Consider the following 14,677-nt stretch of genomic DNA (forward strand, 5'->3'; position numbering starts at 1 on the left):
CATTCAGGACGGAGCGCGTTTGTCAAGGTAGAGTGAAGCAAAAGTTACAAACTTATACTTTTTCTTATCAACGAACAAACGCACCCCAAGGTGCACTCTCGGCTTTTTTTCCGCCAAAAAAAAGTCACGGAACGAAGAGTTCCATGACTTTTTTAATGTTCTATTGGTGCCGCCGCGGCTGCCGACGACTTGCATTCTGAGCAATATCCAAATATCTCAAACCGATGGCTTTGAATTTCAAAGCTCTCCGGCAAATCCTTAACCAGCTTCATCGGGCAAAATTCAAACGTCACCGTCTTCTCACAGCCCACACAGATCATATGGTGATGATGGTGGGATAAACAGCTCGCTTTAAATTTCAAGCCATCCGCCAAATGAAACTGCTCCAGCACGCCCATCTCACTCAACAGTCGAAGATTACGATACACCGTATCGAAACTCACACCAGGATATTTGACTTTCATGTATTCATAAACGTCTTTCGGCGATAAATAACTTCCAGATTCCGCAAATAATGTTGCCAAACTCCTGCGCTGCTCTGTAATTCTCCAGCCCTGCTGAGCCATGGCCTTCAGCATCTCGTCAATCGTATGTGTATGAGTGCCCACTTGCATTACCCCTCTGTCAAAAATTGTTCTACTAACATAGTGCAGCAAATTGGCATCCTACGTCAAGTAGCTGACCATCCATGTTTCGACAATCTTGTCCAATTTACCTCTCACTCATTATAACACATAATAGTAATATTTATTATTAATGGCGTATTTACAGAAAATAAAAAGAACCCACAGCACTACCTGCCGGGATTCTTTTAATACGTTGCACTTAAGATTTGGCGTCATTATCAGACATGGATTCCAGCTTCAGCAAGGCATTCCGAACGGCATCCTTTGAGAAGTTTTCCCCAATAAATACCGCAACATCGGGTACTTCACCTTTTGGCGTAATTTTAACGAAATCCATTTCCCTATACGCATACTGAAATAAGAAACGGCTTGATGTATCAGAGAAGCTAAGAATTCCTTTAGCGCGATACACCTCTTGAGGAAGCTTACTGACAAACTCTTCAAAAGCATTACTATCTACTGCACGTTCAAAAAAGTGCGTATACGCCATCACATGGCTATGAGAATGATGATGGTGGCTGCCGTGCTCGTGAGCATGTTCATGTTCTTCGTGTGATGCGCGATTGTCTGACTCATGATCATGTGAAGCAGGCCCGTCCGTCAAATGAGTCGGAGCGTATCCCTCTTCTTCGAGCATTTCAACGAGTCTCATATCAATGTGACTGAAGACTGTAAAGTGTGTGGAGGCAAATGGATTCCATTCACGCACAAGGGCATCCACTTCCTCAAGCGCCGTACCCGTGAGCAGATCTGTCTTATTCAAAAGAAGCAAGTTCGCGCACCGGATTTGTTCCTTCATCAGGCGATATGTTTTGCCCCTGCTTGTCCGGTTAAGCTCCAGCAATTGTGGAGCATCTACAACGGTGATGACGGCTTTGAGCTCCACTGGAATGATAAGCGAAGCGTCGGTTACTTCATCAATGATTTCCATCGGATTCGCGATCCCTGTGGATTCTATGAAAATCAAGTCAGGCTGTTCCCCAGTTACTAGCTCGTGAAGAGCCGTTGCCAAATCGCCTCGGCTTGAGCAGCAGATACAGCCGCCCAGCAGCTCGGACATCGGCACTTCATTTGACACCAGCTGTCCGTCCAAATTCACTTCACCGATCTCATTCATGATAACTGCCGGCTTTCGCCCCGCTTCGGTAAAATGATCAATTGTTTTCGTCAATAACGTCGTTTTCCCGCTCCCAAGGAAGCCGGATAAAATAAACACCGTAACTCTTTTCTGTGCCATCACCTTTACTGCCTCCGCTCTTGAATGACTTCAAAATTTGTAGATAAGATCGGCCATTTCCCTACATGCTGGACAAGAAACGGAAACAGCTTCACCCACAACAAGCTGTTCGTCGGGTCAACCGGCTTTAGTGGAAGCTCTAAGCGGTCATATAAAATACTTGCGGCCTCTTGAGCGAGCGCCAAAGCCAAATCTGCTGTTGCGGATAGTTCGACAGTTGACAAACGAGGCAGATAGTATTGACTAATCGATTCAGATAAACGATGCTCGGACAAATTGCTTGAAGCCATCATTTCTTTCATTCCCGAACTGACCAAGCGAGCAATTTCTGCATCGAAGGCATGAGGAATACAATATATTTCTAGCGCTAAAGCGGCTATGTAAATCTCTTTTATGAGTTCGTCTTCTTTCTCTTGCGATAAAACCGGATCTTGTAAATAAGCGGCGACTGCCGGCTTAATCGTATCCCAGCTATTTTCGATGCTTTTCATCGTGAACTGCAGCATAGCTGCAGCTAGTTCATCGGGTGTGATTTGTTTTTTTTCTGCGTCTTGCATGGTAGGCTATTCCTCTTTTCTCTCGTTGCTTTTAAAATGAATGATTAATTCAATAATTTCTGAACGGCTCCCTAGACGAACCGGCGGCCCCCACGTACCGAAACCTGAGGAAACGATGGCATGCAGATTTCCCTTCTTCAAGTACCCCCAATCCAGCTCAAAAAGCCTTCCTGTGATGAGGTGATTCGGACTAATCTGTCCCCTGTGCGTGTGCCCTGAAAGCATGACATCAGCGCCCGCAGCTTCCGCTTTATCCAGGTGATAGGGCTGATGGTCCATAACAATAATAGGCTGGTCCAGGTCAGTCCCGTCTAACAAGGACGCCAGTGCTTTTCGCCCCTCGGCCGTTCGTTCGGCCGCCTTGTCTTTTCGGCCCACCAGATACAACCGATCTTGGATATGGACAGTTTCATCCATGAGTACACGAATACCGATTTTGTCCATTTGTTCGATGAAGGCAGGGATATGGCCCCCAATGTATTCATGATTGCCTAGTACGGCATAAATCCCAAGAGGAGCTTGCAGTTCTCGCATCGTCGTACCCATATCATAGCGGATAAACGGTCTAATATCATCATCAATAACGTCACCTGGCAAAAGGATCAAATCCGGCTTTAAGCCATTCACATGCTTCACCAGCTTTCGCAAATGACGATTGCCTACAATGGAGCCCAAATGGATATCCGAAGCCATAGCAATGCGCAACTGCTCCCAGTCGCCTGCTTTTTTCGGAACCGTAATCTCGTACTTCCTTAGAACAGGACTACGTGCATTATAGGAGCCACGCGCCATAAGAAGAATAAGAATCCCTACATCTATCCACCCAAGGATAGGCGTATAGGTAGCAGCAGGCACGGATGCCAGATGAAGCACTCCTGCAACCACGTCCGTCAACGGCAGCAGCAGGAAACCGAACTGCATCATGGCAAACCAGTAAGAACCGACGATTTTTAATACCATCTTCATCCCAGCAGGCAGAACTTTGGAACCAGCCCATGCTAATAGATACGACAAGGCAACAATCCAGAAGACAACCCAATATAGGCCGGGATGAAACCATGAACCCAACTGGTTGGATAGAAAGACCTGACCGTGCCAGCCGATGTAACCGTTCAACCCGAAAATAATGGCAAATACAAGGGTGATACTTAGAACCATACGCATTTTCATTTTACCTCTCCCATTCTGTCCATCTGCCTACAGCAGCAGGCTTATCGGTTCTATACATAACTCATCATCATTGCGTACATTGCCCACCCGGCTAGACACCGGGTACGCATACATGTCGTCAGACGGGTATGGCTTCAGCAGCGGGCGCAGCGCATCCGTGTTCGTTATGCTGCGGTCCAGCCAAACCGCTTCTGCCTCCCGCGGTAAAATGACCGGCATACGCTCATGAATATCCATCATCAATTCGTTCGATTTCGTAGTAATAACCGTGCAGGTAGATATGCGAGTGCCGTCTGGAGACGTCCATGTGTCATACAGACCTGCCATACTAAAGATCTCTTTGCTGCGCAACATGATTCGCATAGGCTGCTTCTGCTTTCCCGTCCCCTTCCAGTCGTAGAAGGAATCTGCCGGAATCAAGCAGCGTTTGCGCTCAAAGGGCTTGCGAAACGCAGGCTTGTCCGCAAGTGTCTCCGACCTTGCATTCAGCATCGAATAACCTAGCTTCTCGTCCTTCGCCCATTCCGGAACGAGTCCCCAGCGCAGCTCGCCAAGCTTATTTTTCTCACCGTCGTGAACGATCGCCATGACCTGCTGTCCGGGTGCCACATTGTACTTAGGGCTATATTTCGCAGGATATTTGTAATAAATATCATACCGCAGCATCAGCTCCTCTAACGTTACGGTTATTGTATAGCGTCCGCACATGGCCGCACATCCTTTGCCTTCATATTTCGCAGCGAGGTCTCCATTACCACTTCCGCTTTCCACTTCCCGCTGTCTAACGTTACAATCTCTCTTCTCCATTATGTGAAAAAGAGATACTCACGTCAATTCGCGCAGCCCGAGGAGGGTTCTCCATCGGGCTGGCGGTTGCGTCATATCTTCTTTCTGTACGTCATGGACTACGTTTTGTGTTCATCGCCTTTTTTGTACATGCTTGCGACGAAGTGATCAATGTATCTGGCTGTTCGCACGCTCATTTCAGCACGCATGTAGTCTTTCGCAATAATCAGCGCGTCTTCGTGCCCGCGGCAAACATAGCGGTAATGAATGGCTCGATCATTTTTCTCTTCTTCGAACATTTGAATGCTTCTGTGCATCATTTTCGTTTTGGTTTCACTGATATCGGCTAGAATTTGAGCTGCAAGCGCATGGGCAGCGCGTGAATAGAGCTGCCTGAGCGTTTCGGCGGATCTTTCGATCTGGGCAGCCTTTCTTTTGATCATCCCATGCATCAAGGGCAGCAGCACGTAATCCCGCATAATGCCAATGTCCTCCGCTGTAGGACGATTCGCCGGAGCAGCCTTGTCGCTGCGCAAATGTTGCAGCGCTTCCCGGTGCTGAGGCAGCATCATCCTGCTGGACTCCCACAAACCGTTCTTTTCCAGTTTCTTACTCATTTATAGTGCCCCCCGATTTTGAGCGCTCTGTTCTGTGCTTGACCGGCTGTCGTGAGCGAGGAAGCCCGCACAATCGCTGCGTTGCCGAATCGGTCCTTGAGGCTGTCTGTTACTTTCTCAAGTGCCCTCGCCTTGATCTGATCTTCAAAAAGCGTAAGCTGATACGTGTCATCGTCAACGAATTGGCTTAACATCACACCGGCCCGGCGGACGGGCATCGTGTCCCAGAACTTGTAGAACAACTTCTTAACAGCTTGAAAAACTGTTCTAGTGTGATTCGTAGGGTCAGGCATCTTCATTTGGCGTGAGAAGCCTGTTGGAGCATCGAACGGGCTGCACATACAGCTAACAGTCACAATGGACGCCATATATCCCTTGCGTCGGCAATCGCGGCATACCTCTTCAGTAAGCTCAAGCAGGATCGTATCCACCTCAGCGGATTCCGCATAATCCCTAGGGAGAGTCATCATATGGCCTATAGACTTCGGAGGCGTATCGAACGTACCGGGCGTGACCGGACTGTCATCCAAACCATTCGCTGTTCGCCACATAACTTCCGCATGAATGTCGGATTGCTTGCCAAATCGGGCACGGAATTTGTCCTTGAGCAGCGGAAGCGGCGTTCTTGCCACATCCCCGATCGTATACATGCCGAGTCTGGTAAAATGCGCGGTCATCCGTGAACCGACACCAAACATTTTACTTACAGGCTGCGCCCATAAGTACTCCTCAACGGCGGGCGGGCGCAGCGTGAAGATGCCTGTCTCATTCTTTTTAGCCCAAATATCGGTCGCGATCTTCGCCAGAATTTTATTCGAGCTAATCCCTATGCGGACTTTCACGCCCGTTTGCTGCAGCACCTTCCGCTGAATGGCCATCGCAATCGTATCCGGGTCTCCGAAAACAGGCAAACTTGCCGTAATGTCCAGAAACTGCTCATCAATACTGAAAACCTCAACAAGATCGGTAAATTCTTCGTATATTTTAGTAATCATAAGCGAAACATCAATATAATGCTGCATGCGCGGACGCATAACGACCAGTTCCGGGCATTTCTTGAGCGCTTCCCCCAACCGCTCCGCCGTGGAAACGCCAAATGATTTGGCGATGGGACAGGCAGCCAGAATGATGCCAGAACGCAAAGCAGGGTCTCCCGCGACCGCAACCGGTTTATCCCTGACTCCCGGATGATCCGCCTTCTCTACACTTGCGTAGAAGCTCTGGCAATCCGCCAGGAATATCGTCCGTTCCTTTCCTTTGCTCACCGTAATCCCCCCCGCATATTCATCAGCGTAGTCATCAGTTCTGCTTTAACCAAGCTGCGAAGCATCGTGAAGTGATGGATGTAGCCTCGGACTTTGTACTCGACATTAATGCCTAACGCATTCATTTCGGTGTGAATGACTTTAATATCTCTTTTCTTCATAACACTCTTAATGCTTTGTAATTGAGGATAAATGGCGGTCTCCACCTCTCTGAGGTAAAAAAGAATATGATTATACACAATTTTATCCTTATAAACCTTGAGCTCCTCCATATCCCTTGCCAACATATCGAGCAAAATGGGCAGCAGCGTATATTCCTTAATAATTTGAACATCCTCTTCTGTCTCAATTCTTGCATGAACACTCATATTTTTCACCACCATATGCGAACATATATTCGTGTTACTTATTATATACCGAACACGTATTCGTTATGCAAGTGGTTTTTTTGAAAAGTAAAAAAATACCACCTGGCCAGGTCGCTTAGACCTTGCAGGCGGCATTTTGGGAATAGCTTATCGAAACATCGTCCACAGTTTGATTAAGTGAAACGTGTTCGAGGGATCGATTTTTTGGGAAAGAATGAACTCCAAAATCTGATTCGCTTGGAAGTTGGTCAGATTCTCGCCGAGAATGCCGGAGGCAATCCCGATGAGCTGCGTGACCTTCATACGATTTTGCAAATCAGCCTTCGTAACGCTTTGCAGCAGCATGATGAGGCGTTCCTTGATCGCCGGGTTTCTTAATTTGAACTTGACTCGCTCAATCAACGCAGGATCGATGCCATACAGCTGATAACTCATGTTCGTACCTCCGATGTCCCGTCATGCTTTATACATATGAGGATACGAACATAATCTTGACTACATATAAATGGCGATCAAAATAACGCATATACAATTTAGCGCAACAAGCAAAGGCATCCCGATAACGAATGAGGTATGCTTCGTCTTATGCCGCCAAACCCGCATGCCGAGCCAACCGCCAATCCCGCCGCCAAGTGCAGCAAACATAAACAGCCGCTTCTCAGGGACTCTGCGTCCGCCTTTTTTGGCTTGTCCCTTGTCGTGCCCCATCTCTATGAAAGTAACGATATTCATCAGCAGTAAATAAACAAGAAAATAAGTCAAATGAGGGCACCTTCGTTTCCAAAATAATAATAAGACTACTATTATCTTAAAATCGAATGGGAGCCTGGTCAAATGTTAATTTCAAAATTACAGCAGCGTAAGCTCTACAACTGTCGCCCTCTTATCCGGCAGCGGGTAGCTCGAATGCTCCGGTCTACCGAAACTAATGAACGCATCATCCGGATACTGTGCAGCATTCCAAGGGCGGCTTAAGAAGACTTCGGAACCGTCCGATAGCAGCCTGGCTTTCTTCACTTTACCAGCCAAACCGTTCAAATTGATGGGACCTACGCTTTCTTCGAACAAGTGGGCATACAGCAGATTGCCCTTTTGCGTATACCTGCCCCATTCCGGTTTCGGCCAATCAGCTTGCCCGCAGCCGTAAATGCTGTTCCCATTTTTCTGAACCCAATCGCCAATCTCCGACAAAATGTCCAATGACTCCTGCGGAATCTCGCCGAGCGCATTAGGACCGACATTCAAGAGCAAATTACCGTTTTTGCTGACGCACTCTACCAGCTTCCGAATAACGGTAGTCGGGGATTTATATTGGAAATCCTGAGCTGCATAGCCCCAGTTATTATTTAGCGTAATACAAGCTTCCCATGGAATAGGGTTGCCCTCGTGATCCGTCACACCCTGCGGTGGAATGATTTGTTCCGGTGAAGCAAAGTCGCCCGAATAGCTGAGCGGATTGTTCGTATAAATGCTTCCGCCTTCCTCGCCGCTTGCGTCCAGACGGTTATCTACAATGACGTGCGGCTGCAGAGACCGAATCATCGTCATCAGCTCGGTTGCTTTCCAGGTCTCCCCCTTCATCTGATCATAGGAGAAATCGAACCACATGATGTCCAGCTTGCCATAATTCGTGAGCAGCTCTTTGACTTGCCCGTGCATATATTGCAAATATCTGTCGAACGTCTCCGGATTTCTGGCATAACTCTCGTTCCCCCGCATCGGATGGTGGCGATCTCCATAAGCCGGATAATCCTCATGATGCCAATCAATTAGCGAATAATAGAGCCCCACCTTCAAGCCTTCCGCCCGAAATGCTTCAATAAATTCCCGCACTAAATCTCGCCCGGCTTTGGTGTTCGTTGATTTATATTCCGTGAGAGCGCTATCAAATAAGCAAAAACCATCATGATGTTTTGCCGTCAATACCGCATATTTCATCCCTGCTTGTTTGGCTGCGCGCGCCCATGCTTTAGGATCATAGCGAACTGGGTCGAATTCATCAAAATACGGCTGATAGTCCTCTACCGAAATGCGCTCCGCATTGCGAACCCATTCCCCTCTAGCTGGAATCGCATACAATCCCCAGTGAATGAACATACCGAATCGATCCTGCAAAAACCACTGCGTGCGCTCTGTTCGTTCTTGAATAATCGGATTTGTCATCTCTACACACCTTTCGCTATTAAAATGCTAGGCGCTCCCAAGGTCCTCTTTCGAGCGGTGAGCCCACTAAGCCCTATAGGTTTATTCTACTAAGACTGATGGGCAATAGACAGGTACGAAACTAACCTCTGTTAGGATATAATTAACATTCTATCTGCAAAAAAACGCTAGGATCATGACTGACATTTATCCTCAGTCTATCCTAGCGTTTTGTTTAATCCAGCACTTCACTATCGAAAATATGGGCACGCTCCAAATAAGCTCTCAGAGGGATGAAGGAAGCGCCTGTCCAGAAGGAGGAATCGGCGACGAGCTCAGCAGCGTCATCACGCGCCTGCTCCATCACTTCGAAGTCCGCCATCATGTCGGCGATGCGAAACTCCGGCAGCCCACTCTGCTTCGTGCCGAAGAAGTCCCCGGGCCCGCGCAGCTCCAGATCGCGCCTGGCAATCTCGAAGCCGTCGGACGTTTCGGTCATCGCCTTCATGCGCTCCTTGCCGACCTCCGTCTTCGGGTCGGCGATGAGCACGCAGAAGGACTGGTGCTCGCCGCGTCCAACCCGCCCGCGCAGCTGATGCAGCTGCGACAGGCCGAAGCGGTCGGCGTCGTAGATGACCATCAGCGTGGCGTTAGGCACGTCCACGCCAACCTCGATGACCGTGGTCGACACCAGCGTCTCCACGGTCCCTTCCTTGAATGCGCGCATGATCGCTTCCTTCTCCTGCGCGCTCATCCGCCCGTGCAGCAGGCCGATCCGCATTTGCGGGAAATGCTGCTGCAGCTGAATATGGACGTCGATGGCATTCTGCACGTCCAGCTTGTCCGACTCTTCGATGAGCGGACAAATCACATACGCCTGCCGACCGGCCGCCACCTCGCGCTGAATGAAGCCCAGCACACGCTCCAACATAGCGTGCTGGACGGCATACGTCTTGATCGGCTTACGCCCTTTCGGCAGCTCCCGCAGCGTCGACACATCCATGTCGCCGAAAGCGGTAATCGCCAGCGTTCGCGGAATCGGCGTCGCCGTCATCGTCAGCACGTCGGGGTTCATTCCTTTGCGCCGCAAAATGCTGCGCTGATTCACCCCGAAACGGTGCTGCTCGTCCGTCACGACCAGCCCCAGCTGGCGGAAGTAAACGTCCTCTTGAATGAGGGCGTGCGTCCCGACTAGCACGTCAATCATGCCCATCTGCAAGGAGGCGAGCAGATCCCGCCGTTGGCGGTCCGTCGAGCTGCCTGTCAGCAGCGCAACCTGCAGCCCGTAGGGCTCAAACAAGCGGTCCAGCGAGCGCTTATGCTGCTCCGCCAGGATCTCCGTCGGCACCATCAGCGCGCCTTGGTAGCCGGCCTTGACCGTCGCGTAGAGGCCTATGGCCGCGACGATCGTCTTCCCTGCACCGACATCGCCTTGCAGCAGCCGGTTCATGCTGTACGGCTCCTGCATATCGTGCAGGATCTCGCCCACGACCTTCTTCTGCGACTCCGTCAGCTGGAAGGGCAGCGCGCGCACGAAGGCGCGTACAGCAGGCAGATCGACCTGCTGCTTCACCCCGTCCGCGCGGCTTCGCGTCACGGCGCGGTAAGCCTGCAGCTTGAGCTGGAACAGGAACAGCTCCTCATACACCATGCGCTTGCGCGCCTGCTTGCCTTCCTCCACTCCGCTCGGCGTGTGGATGACCGCCAGCGCCTTGCTGCGCGGCATAAACCCGTACCTGCCGGTAATTCCCCCCGGCAGTACTTCACTAACCATGGCGCTGTACTGCGTCAGCGCCTGCTGAATCGCTTTACGCATCCACTTTTGCGTAATGGAGCCTGCAACCGAATAGACCGGCTGTATCGTGCCGGTATTCGAATCGCCTTGTCCGGGGAACTCGGAATCGGACACGCTCATTTGCCTCCGCTTGCCATCCCATTTGCCGGTCAGGATAATCTCCTGTTGCGGGCGCAAGCGGTCCTTCAAGAAGTGGCGGTTAAACCACACCGCCGTCAGGAGAAAGTCATCGACCATCACCTTGCAGGAGAGTCGCGACTTGCCGCTGTAGCGCTGCAGCACCGGCTCCCCGATGATATACCCCTTCACAGTGACACGGTCGCCGTCTTTCACGCTAGCGATATCGCGCACAGTGTAATCCTCATACCGGAATGGCACATACTCCAGTAAATCCATAACCGTAAAAATGCCCATGGCGTTCAGCTCAAGTGCTTTTTGAGCGCCGACTCCATGGACTTCGCGTACGACAACTTGATTTAAATCCATCCCTTACACCGCACGAACGAACGCAGCGATCGTACCGGGTCCAGCGTGTGCGCCAATAACAGGCCCCAGCGTAATATAGTCCACATGCTGCACCTCGAATTGCTGCGTTATGACATCTCGCAACAGCTCAGCGCCTTCCAAATTGTTCGCATGAGCAATGTGCAAAGACGGAATGCGCCGATTCGGCACATCCGCTGCCAGCAGCTCTAGAATGCGCGCGATCGCTTTCTTTTGCCCTCGAACCTTATCCGTAGCCGCCACTTCTCCCTCACCATCGATCGAGAGAATAGGCTTAATATTCAGCAATGAACCGAATAATGCCGACGCTTTGCCGATTCTTCCGCCTTTTTGCAGAAATTCAAGCGTATCCACGAGAAAATATATGTAAAAGTTCTCTCTGATCGTTTGTACCAGCTCTATAATCTCAGCTGCACTTTGCCCAGCTTGGGCGGCTTTCGCTGCAGCGACAACAAGAGCGCCAATCCCATAGGACGCGGAACGGGAATCAACCACATGAACCTTGCCGGCAGACTCCTCCAGCATCGTGGAAGCGAGCAAAGCCGACTGGTATGTTCCGCTCAGCGCAGAAGATAAATGAATAGAAATAATTTCCGTATTCGGCTCTTCCAGCAAACTCTGATATAAGCCTAGAAACTCCGCAGGAGACGGTTGTGAAGTTCTAGGAAAATGAGGTGACGAGGTCAGCTTAGGATAAAACTCCTCGGAACGCAGCGTCACCGCATCCAAAAATTGTTCATCTCCAAAATGAATCTTAAGCGGCACCATTTCAATGTTAAGCTCTTGTCTAAGTGCCAAAGGTATGTCGGCCGTGCTGTCCGTTACAATCCGTATATGTGTCAACAGGGCTTCACTCCATTTCCCGAATTTAATCCACTGTGAGGATGATCGTTTACTCTACAGAGAACAGGTACGCGTACAATGGCTGCCCGCCAGGGTGAAGCTCGACTTCAATTTCGGGATAAACCGCCTGAATGAAGGCTTCCAACTCTTCTGTCTCTGCGCTCACGGCATCTTCTCCGGTGAGGATGGTCACGATCTCGCTGCCTTCATCAATCATCTCTTCGAGCAGCTTTTTGCAAGCATCCATCAAACTTGGCTGTGAAGACACAATCCGGCCATCTTGAATACCGATAAAATGCCCTTGCTTGATGTCGATACCGTCCATATTCGTGTCACGCACCGCGTACGTCACTTGACCGGACTTCACACGGCGAAGGGATTCGTTCATCGCTTCCGTATTCGTTTGGGCATCGGCTTTCTCTTGGAACGCCAGAATAGCTGCAAGACCTTGGGGAATGGATTTGGATGGAATCACGATCAACGTTTTGTCGACCAGATCAGCTGCTTGCTGCGCTGCGAGGATAATGTTGGAGTTATTCGGCAGCACATAGATCGTTTCCGCATCAATGCTGTTAACTGCATTCACGATATCCTCTGTGCTTGGATTCATGGTCTGTCCGCCGGACAATACGACATCAACGCCTACACTGGACAAAATCTCCGTAATGCCCTCACCCAAAGCGACTGCAACGAATCCATACGCTTTGCCCGGTGCTGCCGCTTCTACAGCAGTCGACACAGGAGTTTCGTAACCTTCCGTGGTCATCTCTTCCAATATATGTGAATGCTGATCGCGCATATTTTCAATTTTGATACGGCTCAGAGCGCCGTAATTCATCGCCTGGTTCATGACTTCGCCTGGATATTCGGCATGAATATGCACCTTGACCAGTTCGTCATCGGCAACGACGAGTAAAGAATCTCCCAGTTTACTAAGCTGCTCGCGGAACCTGCCTTCATCGAAAACATGCCCTGCTGCCTTGCCAGGTTCAATCGTTAGCATGAATTCCGTACAATAACCGAATTCAATATCTTCCGTGGCCAAATGCGCTTGTGCCGGAAGATGTGCATGGACTTCTTTGGCGAGGTTCAGGCCCGGAACGACGGAAACCGTATCGAGTCTTGTATCCATCATCGCGTAGTCTTCTTCTACCTGAAGCAAACCACCGTTTAATGCGGTGACAAAGCCTTCATACACGCAGACAAGCCCTTGGCCGCCTGCATCTACCACGCCCACCTGCTTGAGCACAGCAAGCTGCTCAGGTGTTCTGGCGAGGGCTTCATTTGCCTTGCTCAAAACTTCCTGCATCAGCTCGAGCACATCGCCGCCGCGTTTAACCTGCGTGGCATGTTTGGCCGCTTCTTTGGACACTGTCAGAATCGTGCCTTCTACCGGCTTCACGACAGCCTTATACGCTGTCTCAACGCCTTGCTGCAACGCAGCCGCGAATTGCTGTGCATTCACATTCTCAAGATCGTGCACATGCTTCGCGAATCCGCGAAACAGCTGTGACAAAATAACCCCGGAGTTACCCCGGGCGCCCATCAGTAACCCTTTGGACAATGCATCAGCTGCTTTCCCAATATGAGAGGATGGCTTCTTTTTCAGTTCCTCACAACCAGCGGTGAGTGTTAAATTCATGTTGGTGCCGGTATCTCCATCGGGTACAGGGAAAACGTTCAAACCATTAACCTTGTCTACATTTCGGCGAAGGTTATCCGCACCCGCCAAGACCATGGCAGTGAAGTCATTTCCATTTATTGAAATAAAGCGCTTACTCAAAGTGATTCCCCTTCCTGGTTATCGGGCTTTTATTTGGCTACACGAACGCCTTGAACAAAAATGTTCACATCGTCCACATGAAGCCCTACAACATCGTTCAAAATATATTTGACTTTCGTTTGGACATTCCCGGCAACGACGGATATTTTGGTTCCATAGCTGACAATAATATAAAGATCAATCTCGAGTCGCCCGTTCTCCCGACGAACTTCGACACCGCGGCTTAAATTGTCCCGTCCTAGCAGTTCTGCTATTCCGTCTTTTAATTGCTTTCTGGTGGCCATGCCAACAAGTCCATAACAATCTAACGCAGCGGATCCCGCCAGAGTTGAAATCACTTCATTGGTAATATACACTTTTCCAAACTCGGTTGTGAGTTCAATTGGCATTATCTAACAACTCCTTCATGTTTCACATTAGCAACTAATTATGTAAGTATTCCCATTCCAGCTTTGCTTTAGCAAAGTTGACGCCAAAAACGTCATGACTATGTATTCGGAAAGGTGGGCTAATCTTCATTGTACTATAACATACTTCATAAATAAACGGCAAAAAAGAAGGTAATTCGTTGACTCTGCTCCTTTTGCTATGCTATTATATTTAAGTGTGTTTTTGCTGGTTATTACAAGAATCGCAAGAAGCAAAGTCTAAATTTGAGGAAAGCTGTCATGTCAAGCTTAGGCTTGCCACCCAGGCTGCTTTGTATACTGCCGAAGGAGGTGTCAAACATGTCCCGCAAATGTTTCGTTACAGGTAAAAGTCCTAAATCAGGAAACCACGTGTCCCACGCTAACAATAAAAATAAGCGTACTTGGGGAGTTAACGTTCAAAAGGTTCGCATCCTCGTTGATGGCAAACCAAAACGGGTTTACGTAAGTGCTCGTGCGTTGAAGTCCGGTAAAGTGGCTCGCGTTTAATTTTCGGATACTTATACTTTATGTAAAAAGACAAAAAGCACCTTCCGGTGCTTTTTTTGCATTTCTG

16 protein-coding genes are annotated in these 14,677 nt (G+C 49.5%); 1 reads left to right on the forward strand and 15 read right to left on the reverse strand.

Annotated features, from left to right (window positions below):
- Window positions 1-152: 152 nt before the first annotated feature.
- From GON05_RS20330 to GON05_RS20400, 15 genes are all read right to left on the reverse strand, one after another.
- Entirely contained in the window at window positions 153-614 is a 462-nt protein-coding gene (locus GON05_RS20330; RefSeq protein ID WP_127452247.1) for a Fur family transcriptional regulator, read from the reverse strand.
- Window positions 615-825: 211 nt separating this feature from the next.
- On the reverse strand, window positions 826-1,863 hold the full coding sequence (locus GON05_RS20335) for a CobW family GTP-binding protein (protein ID WP_157321347.1): 1,038 nt from the start codon (window positions 1,861-1,863) through the stop codon (window positions 826-828).
- 5 nt (window positions 1,864-1,868) lie between these two features.
- Window positions 1,869-2,420 (reverse strand): hypothetical protein, encoded by a 552-nt coding sequence (locus GON05_RS20340; RefSeq protein WP_157321349.1) that lies wholly within the window; start codon window positions 2,418-2,420, stop codon window positions 1,869-1,871.
- A 6-nt stretch (window positions 2,421-2,426) separates the two neighbouring features.
- Window positions 2,427-3,590, reverse strand: a complete 1,164-nt coding sequence (locus GON05_RS20345; RefSeq protein WP_157321351.1) for a metallophosphoesterase — start codon at window positions 3,588-3,590, stop codon at window positions 2,427-2,429.
- 27 nt (window positions 3,591-3,617) lie between these two features.
- Window positions 3,618-4,298, reverse strand: a complete 681-nt coding sequence (locus GON05_RS20350; RefSeq protein ID WP_157322252.1) for an SOS response-associated peptidase — start codon at window positions 4,296-4,298, stop codon at window positions 3,618-3,620.
- Between the two features lie 197 nt (window positions 4,299-4,495).
- Window positions 4,496-4,993 (reverse strand): YhjD family protein, encoded by a 498-nt coding sequence (locus tag GON05_RS20355; RefSeq protein ID WP_157321353.1) that lies wholly within the window; start codon window positions 4,991-4,993, stop codon window positions 4,496-4,498.
- Complete coding sequence (locus GON05_RS20360) at window positions 4,990-6,258, reverse strand: DNA polymerase IV (protein WP_181646157.1); 1,269 nt, start codon at window positions 6,256-6,258, stop codon at window positions 4,990-4,992. Before GON05_RS20360 ends, GON05_RS20355 begins: the two co-directional genes overlap by 4 nt.
- Window positions 6,255-6,626, reverse strand: a complete 372-nt coding sequence (locus GON05_RS20365) for a YhjD family protein (protein ID WP_127452234.1) — start codon at window positions 6,624-6,626, stop codon at window positions 6,255-6,257. Before GON05_RS20365 ends, GON05_RS20360 begins: the two co-directional genes overlap by 4 nt.
- A 147-nt stretch (window positions 6,627-6,773) precedes the next feature.
- Entirely contained in the window at window positions 6,774-7,061 is a 288-nt protein-coding gene (locus tag GON05_RS20370; RefSeq protein ID WP_157321354.1) for a stage VI sporulation protein F, read from the reverse strand.
- A gap of 60 nt (window positions 7,062-7,121) precedes the next feature.
- Complete coding sequence (locus GON05_RS20375) at window positions 7,122-7,388, reverse strand: DUF1294 domain-containing protein (protein WP_127452230.1); 267 nt, start codon at window positions 7,386-7,388, stop codon at window positions 7,122-7,124.
- 87 nt (window positions 7,389-7,475) lie between these two features.
- Window positions 7,476-8,789 carry an alpha-L-fucosidase gene (locus GON05_RS20380; RefSeq protein ID WP_157321356.1) on the reverse strand — a complete coding sequence of 438 codons (1,314 nt, stop codon included), beginning with the start codon at window positions 8,787-8,789 and terminating at the stop codon, window positions 7,476-7,478.
- Between the two features lie 214 nt (window positions 8,790-9,003).
- Complete coding sequence (gene recG, locus GON05_RS20385) at window positions 9,004-11,049, reverse strand: ATP-dependent DNA helicase RecG (RefSeq protein ID WP_157321358.1); 2,046 nt, start codon at window positions 11,047-11,049, stop codon at window positions 9,004-9,006.
- 3 nt (window positions 11,050-11,052) lie between these two features.
- On the reverse strand, window positions 11,053-11,910 hold the full coding sequence (locus GON05_RS20390; RefSeq protein ID WP_157321360.1) for a DegV family protein: 858 nt from the start codon (window positions 11,908-11,910) through the stop codon (window positions 11,053-11,055).
- A gap of 49 nt (window positions 11,911-11,959) precedes the next feature.
- On the reverse strand, window positions 11,960-13,693 hold the full coding sequence (locus tag GON05_RS20395; protein ID WP_157321362.1) for a DAK2 domain-containing protein: 1,734 nt from the start codon (window positions 13,691-13,693) through the stop codon (window positions 11,960-11,962).
- A gap of 29 nt (window positions 13,694-13,722) precedes the next feature.
- The gene (locus tag GON05_RS20400; RefSeq protein WP_127452220.1) at window positions 13,723-14,082 is read right to left on the reverse strand and encodes an Asp23/Gls24 family envelope stress response protein; all 360 of its coding nucleotides are present in this window, start codon (window positions 14,080-14,082) and stop codon (window positions 13,723-13,725) included.
- A 339-nt stretch (window positions 14,083-14,421) separates the two neighbouring features.
- On the opposite strand from GON05_RS20400, the gene rpmB reads away from it, so the two are divergent.
- Entirely contained in the window at window positions 14,422-14,610 is a 189-nt protein-coding gene (gene rpmB / locus GON05_RS20405; protein WP_127452218.1) for a 50S ribosomal protein L28, read from the forward strand.
- The last annotated feature ends 67 nt before the right edge of the window (window positions 14,611-14,677 follow it).

The sequence above is a fragment of the Paenibacillus anseongensis genome, assembly GCF_009757995.1.
Taxonomy (GTDB): Bacteria; Bacillota; Bacilli; order Paenibacillales; family NBRC-103111; genus Paenibacillus_E; species Paenibacillus_E chondroitinus.

Bases quoted from the DNA above. Each gene is read 5' to 3' on its own strand.
- GON05_RS20330 (WP_127452247.1), bottom strand. From the start codon at position 614: ATGCAAGTGGGCACTCATACACATACGATTGACGAGATGCTGAAGGCC.
- GON05_RS20335 (WP_157321347.1), bottom strand. From the start codon at position 1,863: ATGGCACAGAAAAGAGTTACGGTGTTTATTTTATCCGGCTTCCTTGGG.
- GON05_RS20340 (WP_157321349.1), bottom strand. From the start codon at position 2,420: ATGCAAGACGCAGAAAAAAAACAAATCACACCCGATGAACTAGCTGCA.
- GON05_RS20345 (WP_157321351.1), bottom strand. From the start codon at position 3,590: ATGAAAATGCGTATGGTTCTAAGTATCACCCTTGTATTTGCCATTATT.
- GON05_RS20350 (WP_157322252.1), bottom strand. From the start codon at position 4,298: ATGTGCGGACGCTATACAATAACCGTAACGTTAGAGGAGCTGATGCTG.
- GON05_RS20355 (WP_157321353.1), bottom strand. From the start codon at position 4,993: ATGAGTAAGAAACTGGAAAAGAACGGTTTGTGGGAGTCCAGCAGGATG.
- GON05_RS20365 (WP_127452234.1), bottom strand. From the start codon at position 6,626: ATGAGTGTTCATGCAAGAATTGAGACAGAAGAGGATGTTCAAATTATT.
- GON05_RS20370 (WP_157321354.1), bottom strand. From the start codon at position 7,061: ATGAGTTATCAGCTGTATGGCATCGATCCTGCGTTGATTGAGCGAGTC.
- GON05_RS20380 (WP_157321356.1), bottom strand. From the start codon at position 8,789: ATGACAAATCCGATTATTCAAGAACGAACAGAGCGCACGCAGTGGTTT.
- recG (WP_157321358.1), bottom strand. From the start codon at position 11,049: ATGGATTTAAATCAAGTTGTCGTACGCGAAGTCCATGGAGTCGGCGCT.
- GON05_RS20400 (WP_127452220.1), bottom strand. From the start codon at position 14,082: ATGCCAATTGAACTCACAACCGAGTTTGGAAAAGTGTATATTACCAAT.
- rpmB (WP_127452218.1), top strand. From the start codon at position 14,422: ATGTCCCGCAAATGTTTCGTTACAGGTAAAAGTCCTAAATCAGGAAAC.